Source organism: Aquibacillus albus (genome assembly GCF_016908325.1).
GTDB lineage: Bacteria > Bacillota > Bacilli > Bacillales > Amphibacillaceae > Aquibacillus_A > Aquibacillus_A albus.
In genome coordinates, this window is record NZ_JAFBDR010000002.1 from 187,062 (window position 1) to 209,705 (window position 22,644).

General features: G+C 37.3%; 18 protein-coding genes and 1 riboswitch. Of the genes, 2 read left to right on the top strand and 16 right to left on the bottom strand.

Features of this window, described 5'->3' with window-relative positions:
* Positions 1–145: 145 nt before the first annotated feature.
* Positions 146–1,816 carry a hypothetical protein gene (locus tag JOC48_RS02880; protein ID WP_204497541.1) on the top strand — a complete coding sequence of 557 codons (1,671 nt, stop codon included), beginning with the start codon at positions 146–148 and terminating at the stop codon, positions 1,814–1,816.
* A 133-nt stretch (positions 1,817–1,949) separates the two neighbouring features.
* Positions 1,950–3,131 (top strand): DUF4317 domain-containing protein, encoded by a 1,182-nt coding sequence (locus tag JOC48_RS02885; protein ID WP_204497542.1) that lies wholly within the window; start codon positions 1,950–1,952, stop codon positions 3,129–3,131.
* Between the two features lie 183 nt (positions 3,132–3,314).
* Here the strand turns inward: JOC48_RS02885 and JOC48_RS02890 are convergent, their stop codons facing one another.
* The 16 genes from JOC48_RS02890 to JOC48_RS02965 form a co-directional block, all read right to left on the bottom strand.
* Positions 3,315–4,304: an Rpn family recombination-promoting nuclease/putative transposase gene (locus tag JOC48_RS02890; protein WP_204497543.1), complete on the bottom strand. Its 990-nt coding sequence runs from the start codon at positions 4,302–4,304 to the stop codon at positions 3,315–3,317.
* A gap of 156 nt (positions 4,305–4,460) precedes the next feature.
* Positions 4,461–5,342: a hypothetical protein gene (locus JOC48_RS02895; RefSeq protein WP_204497544.1), complete on the bottom strand. Its 882-nt coding sequence runs from the start codon at positions 5,340–5,342 to the stop codon at positions 4,461–4,463.
* Positions 5,343–5,460: 118 nt separating this feature from the next.
* The gene (locus JOC48_RS02900; protein ID WP_204497545.1) at positions 5,461–5,913 is read right to left on the bottom strand and encodes a CBS domain-containing protein; all 453 of its coding nucleotides are present in this window, start codon (positions 5,911–5,913) and stop codon (positions 5,461–5,463) included.
* Positions 5,914–6,195: 282 nt separating this feature from the next.
* Positions 6,196–7,890 (bottom strand): EAL domain-containing protein, encoded by a 1,695-nt coding sequence (locus JOC48_RS02905; RefSeq protein WP_338024224.1) that lies wholly within the window; start codon positions 7,888–7,890, stop codon positions 6,196–6,198.
* Between the two features lie 40 nt (positions 7,891–7,930).
* Entirely contained in the window at positions 7,931–10,912 is a 2,982-nt protein-coding gene (locus JOC48_RS02910) for an EAL domain-containing protein (RefSeq protein WP_204497547.1), read from the bottom strand.
* A gap of 181 nt (positions 10,913–11,093) precedes the next feature.
* Positions 11,094–11,180: riboswitch (cyclic di-GMP riboswitch) on the bottom strand.
* Between the two features lie 263 nt (positions 11,181–11,443).
* Positions 11,444–11,836 (bottom strand): HI0074 family nucleotidyltransferase substrate-binding subunit, encoded by a 393-nt coding sequence (locus JOC48_RS02915; RefSeq protein ID WP_204497548.1) that lies wholly within the window; start codon positions 11,834–11,836, stop codon positions 11,444–11,446.
* The gene (locus JOC48_RS02920; RefSeq protein WP_204497549.1) at positions 11,812–12,117 is read right to left on the bottom strand and encodes a nucleotidyltransferase family protein; all 306 of its coding nucleotides are present in this window, start codon (positions 12,115–12,117) and stop codon (positions 11,812–11,814) included. The genes JOC48_RS02915 and JOC48_RS02920 overlap by 25 nt, the downstream gene beginning before the upstream one ends.
* A 177-nt stretch (positions 12,118–12,294) precedes the next feature.
* Positions 12,295–13,023: a small-conductance mechanosensitive channel gene (locus tag JOC48_RS02925; protein WP_239584151.1), complete on the bottom strand. Its 729-nt coding sequence runs from the start codon at positions 13,021–13,023 to the stop codon at positions 12,295–12,297.
* 48 nt (positions 13,024–13,071) lie between these two features.
* On the bottom strand, positions 13,072–13,773 hold the full coding sequence (locus tag JOC48_RS02930) for a DUF5058 family protein (RefSeq protein WP_204497550.1): 702 nt from the start codon (positions 13,771–13,773) through the stop codon (positions 13,072–13,074).
* 33 nt (positions 13,774–13,806) lie between these two features.
* On the bottom strand, positions 13,807–15,021 hold the full coding sequence (locus JOC48_RS02935) for a M20 metallopeptidase family protein (RefSeq protein ID WP_204497551.1): 1,215 nt from the start codon (positions 15,019–15,021) through the stop codon (positions 13,807–13,809).
* 45 nt (positions 15,022–15,066) lie between these two features.
* Positions 15,067–16,509: an amidase gene (locus JOC48_RS02940; protein ID WP_204497552.1), complete on the bottom strand. Its 1,443-nt coding sequence runs from the start codon at positions 16,507–16,509 to the stop codon at positions 15,067–15,069.
* 285 nt (positions 16,510–16,794) lie between these two features.
* On the bottom strand, positions 16,795–18,045 hold the full coding sequence (locus JOC48_RS02945) for a Zn-dependent hydrolase (RefSeq protein ID WP_204497553.1): 1,251 nt from the start codon (positions 18,043–18,045) through the stop codon (positions 16,795–16,797).
* A 63-nt stretch (positions 18,046–18,108) separates the two neighbouring features.
* On the bottom strand, positions 18,109–18,918 hold the full coding sequence (locus JOC48_RS02950) for a sulfite exporter TauE/SafE family protein (RefSeq protein ID WP_204497554.1): 810 nt from the start codon (positions 18,916–18,918) through the stop codon (positions 18,109–18,111).
* A gap of 393 nt (positions 18,919–19,311) precedes the next feature.
* Positions 19,312–20,154, bottom strand: a complete 843-nt coding sequence (locus JOC48_RS02955; RefSeq protein ID WP_204497555.1) for a carbohydrate ABC transporter permease — start codon at positions 20,152–20,154, stop codon at positions 19,312–19,314.
* A gap of 2 nt (positions 20,155–20,156) precedes the next feature.
* The gene (locus JOC48_RS02960) at positions 20,157–21,101 is read right to left on the bottom strand and encodes a carbohydrate ABC transporter permease (RefSeq protein ID WP_204497556.1); all 945 of its coding nucleotides are present in this window, start codon (positions 21,099–21,101) and stop codon (positions 20,157–20,159) included.
* A 68-nt stretch (positions 21,102–21,169) separates the two neighbouring features.
* A complete protein-coding gene (locus JOC48_RS02965) occupies positions 21,170–22,528 on the bottom strand; it encodes an ABC transporter substrate-binding protein (protein ID WP_204497557.1) in 1,359 nt (452 codons plus the stop codon).
* Positions 22,529–22,644 lie beyond the last annotated feature (116 nt).

Genomic DNA, 22,644 nt, shown 5'->3' on the forward strand with positions numbered 1-22,644 from the left:
AAACATACTATTCGGCCAATCAGCTCACTTTTTCTAGACCAAAAGCCTTAGTATTTGACCGATTACGGGGAGGGATAATAAAAAATTCACAAGCATCAAGGACAACGTTTACCACCCGCAACTACCGTTCGAAAGGAGAAAAACATTGAGAAAACAAAATACTATTTTCATGATGATAACTGTTTTAATTTTTACAGTTAGCTTTAACTTAAGCTCTTTAACGCAGACAGCCCAGGCAAACACAACAGGTGAATCTACAGAAGACAAGCAGCATAGCACATCACTCCCACCATATAAAAAGACATTACCGATAAATGTTGACGTGGAAACAAAACAGGAAATACATTGGGGCAATGCGGATATTATCAATTACTATGATCGAATCGAGGATGTCCGCTATACATACGAGATTGATACAAAACCTAAATCCTACCTTAAAGTAACAAAAAGAAGGCTGGATAATGGGGATCAATTTATTTTTACAACGTTAGAAAACCACAGTGACAACGCCGTAGATGTTAAGGTTTCTATTTCCATTGCGAATACAGGCTATTATTCTCTTAAATCGTTTGACCAGTACATGACTGGGCCAAGGTCCAATAGTTCGATTCATGTAGATTTGACAACTGGTCCACTAGGTTTACTAACAACATACAAAGATAAAGCATTTAATTCCAATGTGATGGTGGGAAAGCAATATCATTCCAAAGAATTAACGAAAAACTATCAGGACGGCAGAAGAAGTGTACTTCGTGAGCTCATTAACGAAGATCAAGGAATAGATATCGATGCACAAAAAAATGACCTGAATCTTGTTATCGATATGGAATCCAAAGGGAATGACATGGTCGACCATTGGCTGTTGTATTCGGATGAGTCATTATTTGAGTCAGACGCCTCCTATAAGGAATGGATCCGGATTTACAACAACAAAAAATATAAAAACAATAACTGGTACACCGCTGATGGACCATATAGAAAAGTAGGTAGAACTGCTGAACCAAAACCAGAATCCGAGCTCCAATATGCTCGAAATTTACTAATTGTTCGAGAAGATGAACCGCTTAAACGATATAAAGAGACCGAGGAAAGGTATTTTTATAATTTACTACTAAACTCGATTACGAACCTTGCTATTTTCAAAGGTGATGATGAGTTTTATGAAACAGAATACACAAACCGTTGGCTAAACCGCGCATATGGTATCGAACCTCCATATATTGATACGCGCCATAACGAGGGCGTTGCTTTATTCTTAGAGGAAACTGGAGAAATTCTGGACATTCCCGAAATACAGAAAGCCTTAACCAATTATGCCGATCTTTTAGTCAATCAAATAAACACTGGGCAGGTAGTCGAAGTAGGTCCCAATGCTTCTTTGATCAGTGACTATTTCACCTTCAATCAAGATGATGTAGGAGTCACGCATAGCTCCCTAAACCATGTATTGGGTGGGATGAACTTGCTTTTGCAGACGTATAACGATACTGGTGAAAAGAAATACCTTACTGCAGCTACTTATGTTCAAAATGGAATTGATGCCCTTGGAGATAAGTGGTTAACCGACGAAGGTGATACATGGTACCAAATCAGCCCTGACCATACGTTTTCAGGCGAGGATTACCCCCGACTGACATTAAACGACCTGCTACTTTCCTTAGAGTTATGGGAAGGAATTGATAGCAGCCGAACACAAACGCTTGAGATGCTGATTAAATCCAAAGCAAACTACTTAGCAAACAATGATATTAGCTTCACCAAAGAGATGATTGCATCGATGAAAAAACATGGGTTTGGCGAGATTATACAGAAGTAAGAATATCGACTACAACACCACCAAAGTGTCCTCCCCAGAAGGACAAATGTCTTTTTAGGGGGTCAGACCCCTTTTCATATGAGACTTTTACCGTATAATAGTAGATGAGAAGAGCTTGGGAGTGGGACAATGTATGAACAAAAAAGACATCGCAAACATTCGTAAACAGTTTAAAGTAGATAATGATTTGATGAAAATACGTGAGATTTTTAACGTGTATATCATGAAGGAATCAAGCGATATTTATCACTATGAAAGTCAACCGTTTGAAATGTTAGACCAAGACCAACAAGAATTATTTATGAATAATTTCAAAAAAGTTCTGACAGGCCAATTGGATGAAAAGTTATTTGAACTAAAGTTTCAGCGTGATGCGGAGAATAGCAGTCAGCTTATTCTTCATCAAGGCTTGTTAGGCAGTGATGAAGATTGGAAAGAGAAAATGTTACTTATTGTAGAAAAAATGCTGAAAGACAAACAATATGAGATGGACCTTGTCGTAACATTCATACGAGGAGAATATTTCAAACCAATGAAACGACGAAATGAAGAGGCGGAGGAAAGCGATCGAGATACCGTTTATTCCCATTCATTTATTCTTTGTAGTATAAATAAAACACAGGATCCTAAAAAGGAATTGCTTTTTGATTATGTTGAGAAGGAATTCCGATACAATATAGTCGTTAATCCAATTATCAACCTTAATACACCAGTTGGAGGATTTTTATTCCCTTGTTTCACGGATAATGCTGCTGATGTAAACCATATTCTATATTCTGCACCGAGAGCATATGAGCCTGATCACGAATTCACTGAGGAAGTATTAAATGCTGAGGAGATAATGACCGCAAAAGATGACAAAGCCGTTTTTGAAGAAATTGTAAGAGACGTGACAGATAATCAACTAAACACATCCAGACTTGCCAATGTGTACGAAGAAATCAATCGTGTGATCGAAGAAAATGAAGAGGAAGAAGCGCCAAAATTAGATTCTAAAGACGTAGAACGTGTGTTAAAAATGAGCGGATTTGAAACAGTCGATACTGAAAAAGTAACAACCGCTTTCCAAAGAGTAACGGATGACGAGAAGTATGAATTTAAAGCAAGCAGCATCCTACCAAAGTATAATTCGAAGTCTATCAAAATTGACACGAAATTAGCAAAAATATCTGTTAGTCCACAAGATTTAAGATACGTAAGACAGGTCAATCTTCAGGGCAAGCGATACCTGATGATTGAAGTGGAAGATGACACGGTAATTGAAGGATTCACGATGATCCCAGAAGCTTTTACAGGCGAAAACAACAATAATTAAATCTAAATGAAATGGTGTCAGATATACTGGGACCTTGACGAACGAAACAGTCCATGTTCCTATATGAACGTGGACTGTAGCTTTGTCGTTTACAAACTATCGCTTGGAAGCAGAAGTAAGCGGTCCTCTTATTCGAAGAAGCCTGTTTAATGACATAACCATCTAACTTCTTTGTGTTGTCCGTTAATCTGACAACTCATCCGCCATTTCCTTTACTTTTTCTAATGGTAATTTAGCGTAATTCGCGACAACCTCTACAGTCATACCCGCTTTTAAAAGCTCAATCGCCACTGATTTTTTACCTTCTTCAAGTCCTTTTTCTAGTCCTTTCTTTTCTCCTTCTTCTTTTCCTTCTTCCCTAAATACTTTTTCCAATTCAGCCCAAGACTGTGGCAAGTGTTCCCGATCCATATATACCATTTCTTTCCCCTCCTTCGTTTTGATTATTTCGTCTCTTAACTTTTGGGTTAATTCTAACGGTATTTGAAGCAAATAATCAATGAAGTAAATGAGTGTAGCAATATAAATGCGGCGTTCTACTGGAGGATAAGTGTTCTTTTGCAAAATCATTCGAAAAAGTTGACGCTTGAAACGGTATCTTTTTTCCTCATCACCTTTGGATTCTTTCGCGTATTTTGCCGCCAACACCGCAATTGCAAAAGGATTATTCGATTGAACTAGTTCTTTTTCTTCGTGGTCATAGAATGGAACCATATTATATTTATACGTTAATGAGGTGCCATGAAAGGAATAGTGATACGTGTCAGGGGGATTACTATGGGAATTATCTGTTAACAACGCAATAGCAACGACGTCTCGATTAAATTTGTCATAGATTCGATAATAATAACGGAACATCCGCTTTGGAAAATCAGGTTCTGAATCCCCTTGAACTTCAATGTGAATTAATATCCACTTTTCTTCACCACTGGTTAGAAATACCTTCACAATTTGATCCGCAACTAATTCCCCCTTTTTTTCTTTTACTATTTCTTGAAAAAGCTCCTGTTGCAAAAAATCTGGCTTCCTAGAAAAATTAATTTCTCCGGCAAGACCCGGCAGAAAAAATACGATAAACTCTTCAAACAACTCATGAATTAACTTTTTCCAAAGACCGTCATAATCTGTTATTCCATAGTTTGATGGCTTTTCTAGCACAAAATTACTTATCACTATTTTATCACATCCTTATTTTAATATCTCTATTATAACACAAAAGAGAACATTTGTTCTATTTTTGCAAAAGAAAATTAAAATGTTCAATTTCTAAGAAGAAAACCCTAACCTTTGACAAATACGACAAAATCCAGGTAGCGACACAGGCACCTGCTAGTAGGCCTTTATTATCGTTGTTAATTCTACTTTTGGAAAGAGCGGACTTAATAAATCTACAAGTGACTCCGTGTTCTCGGCTTCATCTGTATCCAATTCTCTTGCCACCTCATATCCAGGAACGAAAAGGTTCGCAAAAAAATTAAGGGATTCTTCAAATGCTTCATCATGGTGAGGTTCCCATGTTTCTAATAAGGCATCCTGAATTTTTTTAAAAAACGGTGTTAACCTAATTGATTTTGCGAATGTTCGCTTTGGACGATTTGGTTGATTTGATTTTTCTTTGTTAATTTCAAACTCCCAAAATCCAAAATAACTAAAATAATAAAAAAACTGCCCATAGTCTATAACAAATGAATTAATTTCTTCCATTTCATTTAAATCAAGTTCCTCATTGGCTGGGATTTCCTCTAAATCTTTAAATAAAAAATCTATATTATATGGTGCGTGCATCCTCTTTTCACCTTGAAGCTCATGCCAATCCGCTTCGATCCAAAAAGCTTCTAACAAAGTGACATATTGTTCCGTAGCTGTGAGCTTCACAAATTTTTCGATTTGCTCATCTTGAACCAAGGCCACTGCTGAAGATTTATAATAATGAACCCTTATAAAGTCAAGAACAATGGAAAGATGGTAGAACAAATGAACAATAGGATATCCGGTTTGAGTCGCATTTGAAGGAACCTCTTTTTTTTCACTTTTCATTTTCGAATAGATAGCGAGTAAATCTTTTTTTGAAAAATACCCTTTTGTTCTTGTTAATTTTATTTGGTGTGTTTTTAGATAAGTTAAGTATGTAATAAAATCTGCTAGCAGATAGGACGGGTACTGTGGAGTAATCACTATTTTATTATTTTCATCAATATATAGCTTATTCACTGGTAGAATCTCCTTTTGAAAAATAGATGTAAGACAAGCGTATGGTATCTATTATAATAGAAGAGATTCCGATTAGAAAAGTTGGATTACAGGTAGGGGGTCAGACCCCTCTGCTGTATTATAGTAACTTTTTAAAGGAATTTCTAATAACATCGCCGCGGCTTATGACTCCTACTAATCTACCGTTACGCTCTACTGGTAATTTTTTTATTTGTTTTTTTCCTAAGATGTATGCAACATGTTCGACACTTTCATCCCAATTTACTTTATATATTGTTTTCTTGGCTAGTTCCATTACGTTAAGATTTAATATACTTTTTGTCCTATCTTCAAACTGATCATCACCTTTTGCTATATTCACAATGTAATAGGCGTTCATCAGGTATTGCTTCTGACTACCTATATAACGCATGATATCTCCATCACTTATATATCCAGTGATTTCGTTACTGTCATTGACTACTGGAAGACCACTAATACCATGTTCTATAAATTTCTCAATGACAGAGCGAACGTTATGTTCCTCCTTTACTTTAATAACTTGCGATTTCATAATGTGATGTGCCTTCATCACAAATCTCCTCCTTGTTTTTTAGGAGTGGCAGTTAATACTTCCTTTTACTTCCACTCCTAGATTAAATACAAGATTATGAGTTTCTCGCCACACACCTTCTTATCGGCTTCACATAGTTTTTACGGATTGTATACACACCATAGAAAACGCTTTCATTTGTTCATTTTCTTTATTATACCAGAAAAAACCACATACTACTGCGAAATTAAGAACCTGGAAGTTATGCATCAAATTCCCGCAGTCACCAACAGAAGGTTTGTCGATAATTGTCGAAAGGGGTCAGACCCCTTTCGGTACATTTCCGCTTAGTACTCTATCTTTAAACTCGGCACATGGTAGTGGTTTGCTGAAGTAGTATCCTTGGCCTTCGTCGCATTGTAGTTTCTTTAAAAAGTCTAGTTGTTCTTTTGTTTCGATGCCTTCTGCGACGGTGTTTAAGTTCATTTTCTTCGCCATTAGAATGAAGGCAGTTGTAATTGCTTCATTTTCCGTGCTACTTGTAATATCTTTTGTAAACGACTTATCTATCTTTATTGTTTCGATCGGAAATTTTTTCAAATAATCAAAGGTACGATAACTTTTCCCAAAATCGTCCATCGTTGTACGTATGCCCAATTTCAGTAATCGCTCCAACTGCTTCACAACATCCGTTTCATTAATTACTTCGGACAAGTCATTCAATTCAATCATAAGATATTGAGAATCCATCCCTGTTTCATTTAGTACAGTTTTTATCGTCTCTACAAAATCACTATCTTTTATTTGCTTAGTAGATAAGTTCACCGAAATAGGAACACAGGGGTATCCTTGATCCTGCCACTTTTTATTGTTCTCGCAGGCAGATTTTAATACCCATTCGCCAATCGGAAAAATGTGACCCGTTCGTTCAATAATAGGAAGGAACTGTTCTGGCGTAACAAGACCTAATTCTGGATGGTCCCACCGTAACAATGTTTCAATCCCGATCAGCTGGTTGGTCGTCAACTCATACTGCGGTTGATAATATAATAATAACTCATTTCGATCTAAGGCATATCGTATCTCACTTTCAATCATCAACTGATCAAATGATTGTTCGATCATCCGATCATTATAAAATAGATACGTGTTTTTCCCCTGACGTTTCGCTTCATACATGGCAACATCTGCATTTTTCAGCAACGTCGATTCATTGTCTCCGTCGTTCGGGTATAAACTGATTCCGATACTTGTCGAAACGTACAAGGAATATCCCTCGATTTCAAAAGCCTCTTCAAATACAGCTAATATTCTTTTCACAATCAATTCCACTTCATTTAAATTTCCATTTGAAAGCAAAATAGTAAATTCATCACCGCCAAGCCGACAAACGGTATCCCCTCTCCGCAAACAGCTTTTTAACCGTTTGGCTGTTTGTTGTAAAACAATATCCCCTACATCGTGGCCTAGTGAGTCATTGATCGGTTTAAAATTATCTAAATCTAAAAACATGACAGTAAACCGTTCTTTTTCCATCTTCGCAACATTTAATTTTAAAGCAAGATACTCTTGAAAAAGGGCTCGATTAGGCAGCCCGGTTAGTTCATCATGGTACGCCAGATACTCTATGTTTTGAGAATATATTTTTTGCTTGGTTACATCCTGACAAGAAACAACTCGTAAACTTTTTCCTTGGTAAGGATAATTACAGCATTTAGCTTGAATGGCAATAGAGCTCTTATCTTTTTTGTAAACAATTGCATCAAAAGGATCGTCCTCTTTCATCAGCATGTGTTGCAGAACCATTTCTTTATCTTTCGGGGCAATCATGTCTAAAAAAGACATACCGATCGCCTCTTCCCGAGCATACCCCGTCATTTCTATAAAAGCTTCATTTACGTCAACAATTTCACCGCAGTGATGGATGAACATCCCATCGAACGTAACAGCAAAAAGATGTTGAATCTGCTCCTCTAATTCTTTAACCTTTTCATTTTCTATTTTTATAATAAATATCCACTCATTTCTTGCCTGTTTTCAGTAAGCCTTACTTCCTTTACACAAGTTTTTTTTCAAAATCTAAAACAGGTAAAGGCATATTGAAAAAATATCCTTGGCCGTAGTCACATTGCTTCTCTCTTAAAAAGTTCAGCTGTATCTCATTTTCGATACCTTCTGCGACGACTTTAAATTTCATATTCTGACTCATATCAATAATATTTTGTACGATCGTCTCATCATCAGCAAACTTAACATCATCAATAAATGATTTATCTATTTTTATATTATTTATAGGCAAATGTTTCAAAATACTCAAAGAAGAATAGCCCGTACCAAAATCATCTAGTGACACATGAATCCCTAACGTTCTTAATTCTCCTAAAATAGCCATTGATTTCTCAATATTTTGCATGACACTTTCGGTTATTTCAAATTCAAGATGACTAGGATGAACGTTTGTTTCCTGTAAAATTTGCTTGACTTTTTCAATGAAATCTTCATCCTCAAACTGAATAGCCGAAATATTCACTGCAATTCGAAAATCCTGCATCCCATACTGTTTTTGCCACAACTTAAGCTGTTCACAAACCGTCCGTATGACCCAGTACCCGATTGGTTTAATTAATCCAGTTTCTTCCGCTAATGGGATAAACCTTGCTGGTGGTATCAGTCCTAAATCTGGATGCTGCCACCGAATCAATGCTTCCGCAGCTACAATTTTGTTGTTATTTAATTCAATAATTGGCTGGTACAGCAAGACAAATTCCTTCCGTTCCAGAGCCTTATTTAAGTTTGTTTCCATCAACAATCTTTCCACCGAATCTTCATTCATGGAGGATGAATAATTGCAATACCCATTTCTACTTTTGGCTTTCGCCTCATACATCGCAATATCCGCATGCTTAATCAAGGTTTCTTCATCCTTACCATCATCAGGGAAGACACTAATCCCAATACTAGTCGTTATATATAGTTCGCTTTCGTCAATTTTAATCGGAGCCTTAAACGCTTTTATAATTCTTTCTGCAACAACAGCTACATCTTCTTTTTTACGAATTCTAGGGAGAATAAGAATAAACTCATCCCCTCCCATCCGGGCAAAAAGATCGATTTGGCGTATACATCCTTTAATCCGCTGAGCTACCTCTGTTAATAGTTGGTCACCAAAGCTATGTCCTAAGCTGTCATTTATATTTTTAAATTGATCCAAGTCAAAATACAGCACAGCAAATTGATGTTTATTCTGCTTGGCATCTTCCAAAAACTCTTGTAGCTTTTGGAATAAATAAATGCGATTCGGAAGTTTTGTTAATTGATCGTAATAAGCTAAATGCTCTACTTTCTTTTCGACTCGTTTTCGCTCTGACTTTTCGATCGCTAGTTCAACAAGATCAGCAATCGACGTCGCAAAGCTTTGCTCGTCATATGTCCATTGTCTAGGCATTCCAATGTGCTCAAAATTGACAATTCCCACTACTCTACCGTCGACCCGAATTGGCGCATCCATAAACGAGCTTACAGAATGATCTAGAAACGGCTTGTAAATGTTCTTATTTCCAATTTCTTTATATACGTCATGAACGGTAATTAATGAATCTTTCTCAATCGAAACCATATAGTGAGGATTATCCTCTAAGTCAATATTTGCCCCGGATGTATGACTATTTTTGCTCCATTCAAACATATCCTTACAGTGCAAGGCATAACGAGATTTATCATACATCCAAATACTAACTCGCTCTATCCCAAGTGAATTAGCAGCTGATTCAGCAATCACCTCATAAGCTTTATCTAATTTCCCATTGTTAATATCTCGATTTTTAATCAGTTGTAACAGCTCAGTCTTTTGCTTTCGAATACGCAATTGGGAGTCAAAATTCTCCGCCTGCTTTCGTTCTGTCACATCTTTGATTACTACTTGTAATGCATCTTGATCCATCGAATGGTAAGGTATCACGGTTACTTCCACATCATGGACATGATGGTGTAATCCAACCAGCTGCCCTTCAACCGTGGTGGACTGTTTATTTAATTCGAGACTTTGTTTTAATAACACTTTAAAAAATTCTCGAAAATCCGGGTGGGCAAATTGTAATAAATCTAACCCTACGATATCTATCATGCTTTCGCCACCTAAAAATTGAATCCCTTTATCATTAGCAAACACAATCTCATCGTTACTATAGATATAAATAGATTCTGGTGACGATTCAATGATTTCCTGATATCTTTTTTTACTCTCGTTCATCGTCCGTTCATATTTAATCCGTTCCATTTCTGCTGATAAACGATAGGATAGAAAGTTCATCACTTCTTTCGCGAGGTCTGTTTTTACCATTGTCTGATGGTCAATCATCGTGATTAACCCTTGAACCTTCTTACGTTTATCATAAATAGGAACAGCCACACAGCTTCTCCAATTCACTTCATAGAAATAGGAAGAAAGTTCGTCAAGGTGATCGCGGTACACATATTTTTTCCCATTCTCTAAATCATCAAGAACTTCATCGGCCAAACAAGCCAACACTTCTTCAGAGATAGCATCTTCTTTCCGATGATAACTAGCCAATGTTTCGAACCTGTTTTCTCCTCCAGTTTTTCCAACAATAGCTGCATCGACTTCAAACACATTGGTTAAAAACTCAACAGCAGCATTTAAAAACACCTCTCCTGTCTTGTTGGCAATTTTCTCAAAAAAACGATGAAGAATTTTTAATTCGTCTGCTTTTTTGAGAATAATAAGTGTGTATGGATCCTCATCTATCGTACAATCCTTAAATACAGTATGTAAGAAAAGGTTCGCTTGTTTTTTGGTAACACCAATATGTTCTGGCTTATTTTGTTCCAAGGTTGGAAAAATGACATCAATCGGCTTATCAACAAGATCGTTAGCTTGATAACCAAGTAACTGTGTTGTCGTTGGATTAACATAAAGCATCGTATTCTTGTCGTCGATCAAAATCACACCATCAGAAAAATCATCAAATAATGATCCAGTGAATGCCATGCTGGCTTGTTCCATTAAAGTCCCGTTCATGTATAAGATCACCTCTACAAATTGGATAGTAATAACGTTTCCATTAGATTTTTTTCATCTATAAAACTAGTTATCTGACGTGTGGGAATCCTGAGAATACAAGAATTATGTAGTAGTCAGCTATGTCCTAAGTAACATAAAAAAACACATTCCCGTTTTAAAGAATGTGCTTTATCCTAAAAACGGTAGCTGGCTAACATAACCCATCTAGGTCTTAGTCCCTATAGCTTTGCGTCACTGCATTTCTGCAACTTTGCCTTTATCATTTTGTAGTTCAATTTTACTATATACTATACTCAATTTTATACCACAAAAGTAAAAAGTTGTCAAAAAAAGTAGAACAATTGTCTTATAGGGGTCAGACCCCCTATGTGGGGGTCTGACCCCTGTTGTGGACATTTGTCCGCGGTGGGTGGACAATTGGGATGAGGGGGGGACGGACATAGGATGTGTCGAGATACTGATAATGTGTCGTTTGCAAACCTTAAATATTTATATATTTCCCAAACAAATTCCGGGGAGTCACTGTTACTATACCTTTGTTTTCATGCGTTCTATGATGGAGACCAACAATTCCTTATATTGTTTTAAATTAGAGTGGATTTTAATGGCAACTTCTTCGTTGTATGTATGTACAGTCAAATTTCGATCATTTACCATTTGGATTCCTTGAATTGCTTCTTCCTCAGTCAGAATATTATTCTCTCTTAAACTTCTTATTACCCCTTTAGGTGATGCAACATCTATTCCTTCTATATCATATAAATACTGTTTGGCGGCTTTCCAACATGCTTCAAACGAAAATTCAAACCGTTGGATCGATGCATCACGTTCCACTTGATTTGGATTTGTCAAAATCACAAGCTCATGGAAGGAAGCTAATGCCTTTTCAGCTGAATTTATTCGCAACTGCAATCTTTCCATAAAATCCCCTCCCTTTTCACATTTTGCGTTAGTTCTTTATTCGCATCGTCCAAATTAACAAATTCTACTTTGTATGGAATAGTTGATTCTTCCACTCTGTCAATCAATTCCGTCCACTTATACAAGGAAAGCTGTGTCATCGGTTCAACAGCAATATCTATATCCGAACTGGTTTTTTCTTCCTTTCGTGCCCAAGAACCGAAGAGGTAAACTCTTACATTTTGTTCATTTAATACATCGCAAACAATATGTTTAAGCTCTGCTAGTATTTCCTCTCGCATTTCAACCGCTCTCTTTCTTTTTGATTCATTATATCATGGAGGATAACTCGGTTCACCTAATACTAACTTAATCACTAAGCAAAATAAAAAAGCTGCTACTCAAAAGGAAATCGGAAATCCCATAACAAGTAGCAGCTTCATATAAAATCTAATAGAACCCAAACAAATTCTGTTCCATTAACCTACAACTTTTTTCTCTTTTTGTTTCTCCATAAATAGAACAATGGCAATGACAATACCGACAGTTAATGCTATTTTAATAAAGCCAACGATAGGTGAAAATAATACTGCCATACCAACGATGATGGCAATGATGCCATACAAAGGTTTTTTATAAGCAAATTGACCAAGAACAGCACCAAATATAGCTGGCAGAATAAAGTTAAATGCACTCTCTACGGCAGGAGGGATGAGAGATAAAATATAGGTTCCACTCAGGATAATAGTCACAATAACCAAGATATTCGTTATCGAAGCAACTGCGATGCCGAAAACACCTGCAATTTCTGCTTTTCGTGAGCCAGTTTCGGCATCAACAGCTTTCTGTGCGGCTGCAGAACATGGTAGGCACATATTGGCAATATTCCCAGTTAGAAAAGCTAAATAGGTCCCTGCAACTCCTAGTGTCGGGTAGTAAGTAATTGGTTCTAATACCCAAAAAATTCCTACGAAGCTCGCATACCCAATCAATCCTGTGATGATCGCAGACCAACCCGGGTGTGCATCTAATACAAAGGAAAGATATAATGGCGGAACAAAACACATAGCAATTAATAAGAATAGTGTTGTTCTTCCCCAAAAGTGAGCTTTTTGATGAAAAACACCTATGGAATCACTACTTACAGTTGTCGGTCGGACGGTGCGCTCTACACGTTCATTGATTACCTTTTCTGGAATAACACTCATTTTACTCCTCCTCGTTAAAAATCATGTTAATGCATCTATAGCCAAAAATTACGACAAGAAATACCCAGTAACCATCCCAATCAGCATCGAAATTCCTAATGCCCATTCTTTTAACCAAGCAATATTGACCTTTTCTGCAAAAATCATGATGAGTACCATTACTATTAAGGCAATACCACCCGCAGAGAAATGACCAAAACTAGTAACCATTTGATCACTGATTAGATATCCAAAAGCACCTAACATCGCAGATAAAGACACCGCAGCCATCACTTTAGGATTTTTCTTTTCTATTTTTTGTTGTGATTTCCCTAGTGTTTTTGTAAAAAGAGCCGTGAATAGCAACCAGCCCATTCCACCTAAACACATCGTCCATACAATTGTTGTAAAAGCTTCCATCGAAAAGTCATCCGCTCCCAATGTTGTACCGAAAGCACTTGCACCTATCTCAGCAGCACCTGTTTCCGTTGCTGCGGAACCAATAATCCCAATTCTCATAAGTGTAATAGGGGATCCTAACAAGGCGATTAACGATACAAGAATAATCGCAATACCGAACGAAGGTCCTAACGAGCTGACAAAGCCTGTTCGAACGGCTGTTTTCACATCATTGGATGACATCCCTACATCTGGAGCAGACTTCCATGCTATTCGCATAAATATAATTGCCTGAAATAAAACTATCCCGACAACAATACATGCAATAATCCAAAATGCTGTGCTATTAGCAATCGCCATTACTTCTTCCATCATAAACCCCTCCTAAAATAATTGATTAAAAACCTATTTTACAGAGCTTTCTTCCAGGTAAGATACATCACTACTCTCAGATTGATTGTTTAGTATGGTTGCAATAAAAAGTTTTGCAATATACAACATCGCTTCTTCGTCTGCATCAAATTTCGGGTGGTGATGCGGGTAGATATCAGCTTCGTTTTTCATCGCGCCACCTACCCAGAAAAAAGTGCCCGGAACTTCTTTTAAATAATAAGCAAAGTCCTCCATCCCCATCTGTGCAGCCATATGGTGGACCTTCTCCTCTCCAAATAGGTCAGTGGCAACTTTTTCCACGCGTTTCGTCTCTTCCGGATGATTCACAACAGCTGGATATCCACGGACATAACGAACATTTGCCGTTGCTCCTAAACCGCTACATGTAGAGGTAGCCATTTGCATAATGGATTTTTCAACCCAATCTCGCACCTCGTCATCCATCGTTCGGACCGTGCCACGAATGGTTACTTTATCTGGTATAACATTAAAACTTTTCCCACTATCCAACGAAGCCACGGTGACAACGGCAGGTTTCACCGGATCAACTTGTCGACTTACAATTTGTTGCAGGTTTAAAATCAATTGACTTGCAATAACGAGTGGATCAATCGCTAAATGTGGATTCGCAGCATGTCCGCCCTTCCCAGAAATATCAATTTCAAATGTATCTCCATTGGCCATCGCAATACCTTCTTTTAGCCCGACTAACCCTAGTGGATCGGTGGAATTCACATGCGCCCCATAGACGACATCCACCCCATCAAGACATCCATCTTCAATCATAAACTTAGCCCCACCAGGTATAACCTCTTCGGCAAATTGATGAATAAAGACGATAGTCCCTTCTAATTCATCTTGTATTTCGCTTAAAACTTTTGCTACTCCCAAAAGCCCAGCTGTGTGTATATCATGGCCACATGCATGCATCACACCAGGTACGCGTGATTTATATTCCACATCTTTTTCATCTTGAATAGGAAGGGCATCGAAATCTGCTCGCAGCGCAATCGTTTTGCCTGGTTTTGCCCCCTTCAATGTACCAACGACACCACGGCCACCTACACCTGTTTTTACGTCTAATCCTAGATTTTCAAGAAAGTCTGCTATTTTTTTCGGGGTAACTACTTCTGTGTGGGAAAGCTCTGGGTTCCTATGTAGATCTCTTCTAAAGGATACTAACTCTGGATACAATTCTTTTAATCTAGCAAATAACTGTTCTTGCATATTGCCCCATCCTTTCATATATCATGAATTTTTTTGATCACTCATTTAATCGGCGATACTGACATCCTTCCATCCCTTTAAGTTTGGACGTCTTTTTCCATAACCTGTCGCCTTTTCATATTGGTAAGCAATTTGCAGCACTTTCAGATCGGCTCGATGCGCACCAACGATTTGCAAACCAATCGGAAGCCCGTCTGATGTAAATCCGCTTGGCATCGAAATAGCTGGATTACCAAGAACGGAAATATAGTAGCAGGAACGCATCCAGTCGATATAGGTTTCCATTGCAACACCGTTAACCTCTTTCGGATATTCCAAGCGAACATCAAACGGTGGCAATTGACTAACCGGCAACACAAATGCATCATACTTGTCAAAAAATCGGCGCATTCGATGATAGAGCTGATTTCGGAGCTTTTCCGCTTTACCAACATCCATACCACGAAGATCGCGGCCCTTTTGGAAGTTCCAAACAAAACTAGGTTTCATAACATCTTTATATTGATCAAATAAGTGGCTATATGACATTTCCATTTCCCAAGCACGTAAAATATGGAAAACTTCATTTGCTTCTGTTAAATCTGGATAATCCTCTTCTACATGACATCCTAAGTCAGTGAAAATTTGAACTTGTTCTTCGATATTAGCTTGTATCGCAGCTTCAACTGGAATAGCTCCACCGAAGTCTGCTGTCCATGCTATGCGTAGTCCTGTAAGGTCTTTTTCGAGGTCTTGGAGAAATATTTTTCCTGGTTCTTGAAGGGAGATTGGTGATCTGTCATCAGGCCCAGCTATCACTGACATCATGAAAGCTGCATCTTCCACATTTTTTGCAATCGGGCCTTGAACAGCTAAAGTTGAAAAAGGTGCAGTTTTAGGGTATGTAGGAACTCGCCCAGGAGACGTTCGCATTCCTACCACATTATTGAAAGCAGCTGGAAATCGCAAGGAGCCTCCCATATCACTACCATCTGCAAATGGAAGCATTCCACATGCCACAGCAACCGCTGCACCACCGCTACTTCCACCCGCCGTATGGTTCACGTTATAAGGATTCTTCGTTACACCAAATACTTCGTTAAAAGTATGAGATCCAGCCCCAAATTCCGGAACATTTGTCTTTCCAATCACAATTGCACCGGCATTTTTTAGTCGTTGTACAATTAGGTCATCTTCTGTTGCCATGTTATCTTGTAAAGCTAGTGAACCATTTGTCGTCGGAAATCCTTCCACGTTATGCATGTCCTTAATAGCAATCGGTAATCCATGCAATGGTCCTAGTGGTTTTCCAGAAGCAATTTTCGCATCAGCCTTATCAGCTTCCTTTAATGCTCGATCACTATCTAAGGACACAATCGCGTTCACTTCAGGGTTGATCTGATTGATTTGCTCTAGGTACCTCTCCATGCTTTCCCGAACGGAAATTTCACGATGTTGAATCATCCTAGCTAAATCTCGCGCCGTGACAAAAGTATCGAATTCGTTCATGCACTTGCTCCTCTCGAATGATAATTTCCATTTTGCGGAAAAAATGAATAACAATAAGTGGTTAATAAAAATAATACTTGTCCTTACATTTCCCATCAAGAAAAGTGTGAAACAACCTAACAAACAAAAGCTTATTTCGTTCGATATGCCCATATTTAATTCGAAAAACTTTTTCAAAAATCCTAACAATAACCTATACAACCGCAATCATTGTTATATTTTTTAACAATTGTTCTGCATATTTTTCCTAAACTGATGTGTGTAATCGTATAAGCACCCCAAACATTATCCATGCTGTACAAACGAATTGGCTGCTAATTTTATCACTGATCCCAAAAGTACCTGCGCTCCCATTGATACATCTTCTTTCTCACACCATTCTTCAGACGTATGACTAATCCCATCCTTTGTACGCAAAAATATCATCCCGATATCTGTTATTTTCCCTATTACCATTGCATCATGAATAGCACCACTTGGCAGCTTAACCACTTCTATCCCTTTATCTTCAATCGTAGTTTGAATAGATTGATAAACCTCAGCAGAGCAGTCCACACCAGATACGCTATGTAGATTCTCTACTTCTAACGTAACTTCTCTTTTTGCACAAATATTATGGGTCATATTATTAATTTGGGTAACTAACTGATCAAGTAGCGCTTCAGAAAGATCACGAATATCGATTGTAAATTCAACATTACTAGGAATAACGTTTATTCCTCCTGGATTTACAATGAATTGCCCAACTGTCATAACCGTTTGTTCTTGTTCCTTTGCTAATTGTTCTACTCTGTGAATGATTTCCACTGCAGCAGCTAGAGGATCTTTTCTTAAAGCCATAGGCGTTGTTCCAGCATGTCCTGCTTCCCCATTTATTTTAATTTTTAGCCATCGTAAACCAGCAATTCCTGTAACTAGACCAACTGGTACATTTTTAGATTCTAATACCTTTCCTTGTTCAATATGTACTTCTAGATAGCATTTTATCGAATTTGCATCTGCTTTGACGCTAGCTAAATTAGTAGGGTCGTATCCTTGATTGATCATTGCTTCTGCAATAGAAATCCCGTTATTATCAGTATTATCAGCCAGGTCATTGTACGTTAAATCTCCTATATATGCTTCACTACCTAGCAATCCTGTAGAAAAACGCGCACCCTCTTCATCGGTAAAGGCAACTACCTCAAGTGGATTTTCCGTAGTTATTCCTTTTTCATTCAATGTCTGCAGTACTTCTATTCCGGAAAGAACCCCAACTGCTCCATCAAACTTCCCACCGTTTAACACCGTGTCAATATGCGAGCCGATTAAGACAGTCTTTCCATTAGGATTTTTGCCATCCATTTTACCGAAGACATTCCCTATTTCATCCTCCCTAACAGACAAACCAGCTTCAGCCATATATTTCTTTATTAATTCCTTTGCTTGCCGTTCTTCATCAGTGAATGAAAATCTATTCAGTCCTCCGTTTTCACTCCTCCCTATTTCGCCTAGTTCATTAATACGATTCCATAAACGTTCTTCATTAATATGCATCCTTTTACCCCCTAGTGTCGGTGTTTTCGATTTATTAATTTTCTTGCCTTGTATATCGAATTCTTACATCGATGATAGAATTAGTCGAATACCAACAATGATTAAGAAAAACCTAAAAATCAAAACAATTACGTTATCATTTAATTTACTATTTAAATACGAGCCAAATTTCCCTCCGAACCACGCACCTGGTACAAGAGCCAATGTATATAGCCAATCAACATTTCCTAGTTGAATATGACTTAATGCCCCTGTAATCGATGAAAGAAAAATCATAAACATTGACGTTGCAACAGCAACAGGAACTGGAAAGCGAAATAGTAATAGCATGGCTGGCACCATTAAGGAACCACCGCCAATCCCAAATAACCCAGACAGCATCCCAATAAAGAAACAAATCACAACTGCCAAAATCGGATTAAATTGATAAACATATTCTCTTCCTGCCTCATCTAGATAGGACCGCTTAACCCCCTTTTTGGGTTCAAGTGGTTTCAAATATTTTGTGACAAACATCGTCAGTGAAATAACAATCATCAAAACACCAAAAAATATGGAAAATAGTTCCATTTCAATATTTTTATTTAAGATGGCTCCCAAGACCGCTCCAGGACCACTACCAATAAAGAAAATAAAACCACTACGATAATCTACTTTCTTTTGCTTGATATAAGCTATCGTGGAGGAGAGACCCGTAACAGTTAACAGGACAATAGAAATCCCAACAACTATTTGCGGGGCTAATTCAGGTAATAGGCTAGTGCCCCCTAAAAAAATAAGGGATGGAACAATAATGATGCCCCCACCTAATCCGGCAAGGCTCCCTACTGTCCCTCCCAAAAAACCTACAAATATAAGTATGATCCAGATCAATGAATACGCTCCCTACTAACTACCAAAATTTTACTAACTACAATATATTCGAACGAAAATACATGTTTCAATTAACATCTATAATTCTCATATTTAAAACCGTTCAATCCAACTATTACGTAAGAATTTCTGACAGTGAATTTACCTTAAAGGGGTCTGACCCCGCTTGTGGACAAATGGGGTGTTTTGTCTTTCTGGGGTGGACATGTGGGGGGGGATGCGTGATTTTTTCAAATATTATTGTTTGTTGATTGGTGTTTTTATATTAATAAAAATAAAACCCCGAGCAATAGAAATGCCCAAATCAAAGTGATTCGGGCTCCTATTCATCTATTTTAAATTAAGGGGATAAGATGAACACCATATTAAAATGCAGCAGTCGTTTATAAGAAATTAACCTTTTACTCCTCCCATTGTTATCCCAGCTACAAAGTAACGTTGGAAGAAAAGGAATACAATAAGAATCGGAACAACAGTCAAAGTAGAGCCTGTTAATAGCATTCCATAGTTATTACCATACGGAGAAATTAATGATGCGAGTCCAATTGGTAATGTCATGCTTTCGTTACTTCTAAGCACAATTAGCGGCCATAAAAAGTTATTCCAACTATTCATTGCTTGAATAATACTCATTGCACCAAAAGCTGGTAACATCATAGGAGCCATTATTCTCACATAACAACCAAATTCTGTACAACCGTCGATTCGAGCTGATTCGATAATTTCCTTTGGTAATCCTATTGCATACTGCCTAAAAAAGAATATGACAAATGGTGTCACGATAAAAGGCAAAATGACCCCCGCATACGTATCTACTAAACCAAGAAAAATCATAACCCTATATAGGGGAAGCATTAAAATGTCAACAGGAACTAACAGCAAGAATATGACCAATCCAAAAATTAAATTTCTACCTTTAAATCTATAAATAGCTAATGCATACCCAGCAAAGGATGATAGAATAACGGAACCTATCGTAGTGATAACTGTAATAAGGATGCTATTTGAATACCAACGGAAATATTCTTTCCCGTCAGTAAATAAGTGTATATAATTTTCAAGCGTTAATGTGTCTAGGGCCATACTTACATTTAAACCATTACTAAATATTTCTGTTGCAGGCTTAAATCCAGAAATAAGCATAACATAAAAAGGGAAAAGCACAATAAAACTTGCAAAAGTAAAAAATAGAATTAATAATGTTTTATTGATTATAGACGTTAATTTTTGTCCCATTTTTAATCCTCCTTAAAAGCGCCGAAATGCTTGAGTTGGAACAATCCTATGACTAGTGCTAATAAAAGTAAAATCACACTAACCGCTGCCCCTAATCCCATAGCGTTATAGTCAAAGGACTGTTGATACACGTAACCAACAATGGTAAGTCCGATATCATTTGGAGAACCATTTTTCCAAAAAACATAGGATTCCTCAAACATTCTGAGCCCTCCGAAGATACTGATAATAAGTACAAACAAAGTTACCGGTTTTAGCATTGGAACCGTTATCCTAAAAAACTTTTGTATCGTATTCGCTCCATCAATCTCAGCAGCCTCATATAGAGAGTTAGGTATACTTTGCAAGCCTGCCAAGAAGTAAATAACATTAATACCCATCATCCGCCAACAATTCAATGATACCATGAGAAACATTCCAGTTGCTGCTCCTAACTTCCATTGCTGAGGCTCCATACCTATTTGTACTAATAAACTGTTAATAAAATCCTTTTCAGTGTCCCCAAACATCAAACTGAAAAAAATACCTCCAACAATTACCGAAACAAGAGCAGGCATGAATAAGGCACTTCTAAAAAAGTTCTTAAATGGCAGGTACTTTGAATTTAATAATGTTGCTAATGCCATAGGTACAGGAATCAGTATTGCTATGATCCAAAATGTGTAAATAAACGTATTCTTTACAGCAGTAAAAAAGTGATGATTCATCATTTGCTTGTAATTGGCAAAACCGACCCATTCTGTCTGACCAATTAAAATATGTTGAAAACTCATTCTGAAGAGTTCAATAATTGGATATAAAAAGAAAATCAATAAAACGAGAAAGAAAGGTGTTAAAAAGAAATATGGTGCTAATTTCTGGGAAAATATAAGTTTTTTGATTGGATTTTCAGTAGATTTTCTTTTTTTTGCCGAGACCTTAATTGTTGATGTTTCTTGTGGTTCCATAGTGTTACCCCCTTTACAAAGTTTAATGAAGAGAATAGGAGAGAGAACCACCCTATTCTCTCCTTTTATTAATTATTTGATGATTGATTTCTTACATCTTCTTCAGCTCTTTTTAGCGCCTCTTCAGGGGTCATGTTATTATTTTGTATAACACTAAATAACGCATCCGTTATTGCCGTTACAGCTTTAGGAAAATCTTGATTAACATTAGGTGCTATTACCTCTTTTGTAACTTGATCTACTACATCAAACACATTTTCATTTAGAAAGAATTCTGTAGTTTCTGTTGGCTTTGTAAATATCTCATTATCGTACACGTGCATTGGCGGTACTTTACCCATGTGTGTATAAAGTCCTAAAATACTTTCCTTCGTCGTTTTCGTATATTGAAGAAACTCTTTCGCTAGTTCGACATGCTCACTTTGTTTGATAATTGCTGAACCAGTTCCACCAAGACCTACAGAATCATAGCATTCTGCATCCGAACATACTGGCATTGGAGCAATTAGAACCTTATCTTTTTGATCAGGCATGTAGTTAATATATCTATCCATATACCAAATAGGCATTAAATTGGCAGCGACACCATCGTTGTTATTAAAACCAAAATAAGATTCTTCTGTAGGGCTACCTCCTGGCGCTGGGATAGCTATTTCATGCTTATACACCGCGTCATGTAAAAATTGAAGTGCATCAATATTTGTTTGATTCGCTATCGTGATATTACCATCTTTGTCAAAAAAATCTGCGCCTCGTTGTAATGCAATCGCCTGGAAAAGTTTAGAATCAGAAGTTGGAACTGTAAACATTGGTTTTCCTGTTGTCTCTTTAACTTTTAAACCGGCTTCTAAAAAATCATCCCAAGTAACAATATCTTTTGGATCTACTCCAGCAGCATTCATAATATCCATATTGTAGAACATTACCGTAGAAGCCAAGTTATTAGGAGCTCCATAATAGTTACCATCTTTTGCATAGATGTTTAATCTAGCTTCAATGTAATCTTCTGGGTTGATGATGTCATTTAGTGGGACTAATGGAATATCGCCTTGTAAATAATTGGGAAACTTATTAATTTCAATATCAACAATATCAGGAGCTCCTTTACCAGATTGTATAGATAACGTTAATTTCTTCCACATATCACTAAAAGGAAGTAATTCTGCCTGTAATTCTATTTGTCTATCTGGATGTTCTTTGTTCCATTGCTCTGCTGAATACTTATAGTAATCGGAATAGGACTGTACGAAAGACCAAACTGTTAGCTTTGTTGGCTCTGATCCGCCACTATCCGTTGACTCACTCGTACTTCCCCCACTATCATTTGAACCACTATCGTCTGAAGATGAAGTTGTTGAATCACCATCTGAACAAGCTGCTAATAACAGGAACATGACAAGCATTAACAATGACACTAATTTTTTCATACATACACCCCTCGTAATTAGTAGTTAAAGCATCAAGCTAGACTGGATCCCCAAATAAAACTTCTCCCTTTCTAAATACTCCCAAAATTTGTATAATATAATTAGCTACTGCTTCC

Excerpts from the sequence above, each read along its gene's own strand:
- JOC48_RS02885 (WP_204497542.1), top strand. The coding sequence starts at position 1,950 with ATGAACAAAAAAGACATCGCAAACATTCGTAAACAGTTTAAAGTAGAT.
- JOC48_RS02900 (WP_204497545.1), bottom strand. The coding sequence starts at position 5,913 with ATGAAGGCACATCACATTATGAAATCGCAAGTTATTAAAGTAAAGGAG.
- JOC48_RS02910 (WP_204497547.1), bottom strand. The coding sequence starts at position 10,912 with ATGAACGGGACTTTAATGGAACAAGCCAGCATGGCATTCACTGGATCA.
- JOC48_RS02915 (WP_204497548.1), bottom strand. The coding sequence starts at position 11,836 with ATGGAAAGATTGCAGTTGCGAATAAATTCAGCTGAAAAGGCATTAGCT.
- JOC48_RS02920 (WP_204497549.1), bottom strand. The coding sequence starts at position 12,117 with ATGCGAGAGGAAATACTAGCAGAGCTTAAACATATTGTTTGCGATGTA.
- JOC48_RS02925 (WP_239584151.1), bottom strand. The coding sequence starts at position 13,023 with ATGAGTGTTATTCCAGAAAAGGTAATCAATGAACGTGTAGAGCGCACC.
- JOC48_RS02930 (WP_204497550.1), bottom strand. The coding sequence starts at position 13,773 with ATGGAAGAAGTAATGGCGATTGCTAATAGCACAGCATTTTGGATTATT.
- JOC48_RS02935 (WP_204497551.1), bottom strand. The coding sequence starts at position 15,021 with ATGCAAGAACAGTTATTTGCTAGATTAAAAGAATTGTATCCAGAGTTA.
- JOC48_RS02940 (WP_204497552.1), bottom strand. The coding sequence starts at position 16,509 with ATGAACGAATTCGATACTTTTGTCACGGCGCGAGATTTAGCTAGGATG.
- JOC48_RS02945 (WP_204497553.1), bottom strand. The coding sequence starts at position 18,045 with ATGCATATTAATGAAGAACGTTTATGGAATCGTATTAATGAACTAGGC.
- JOC48_RS02955 (WP_204497555.1), bottom strand. The coding sequence starts at position 20,154 with ATGGGACAAAAATTAACGTCTATAATCAATAAAACATTATTAATTCTA.
- JOC48_RS02960 (WP_204497556.1), bottom strand. The coding sequence starts at position 21,101 with ATGGAACCACAAGAAACATCAACAATTAAGGTCTCGGCAAAAAAAAGA.
- JOC48_RS02965 (WP_204497557.1), bottom strand. The coding sequence starts at position 22,528 with ATGAAAAAATTAGTGTCATTGTTAATGCTTGTCATGTTCCTGTTATTA.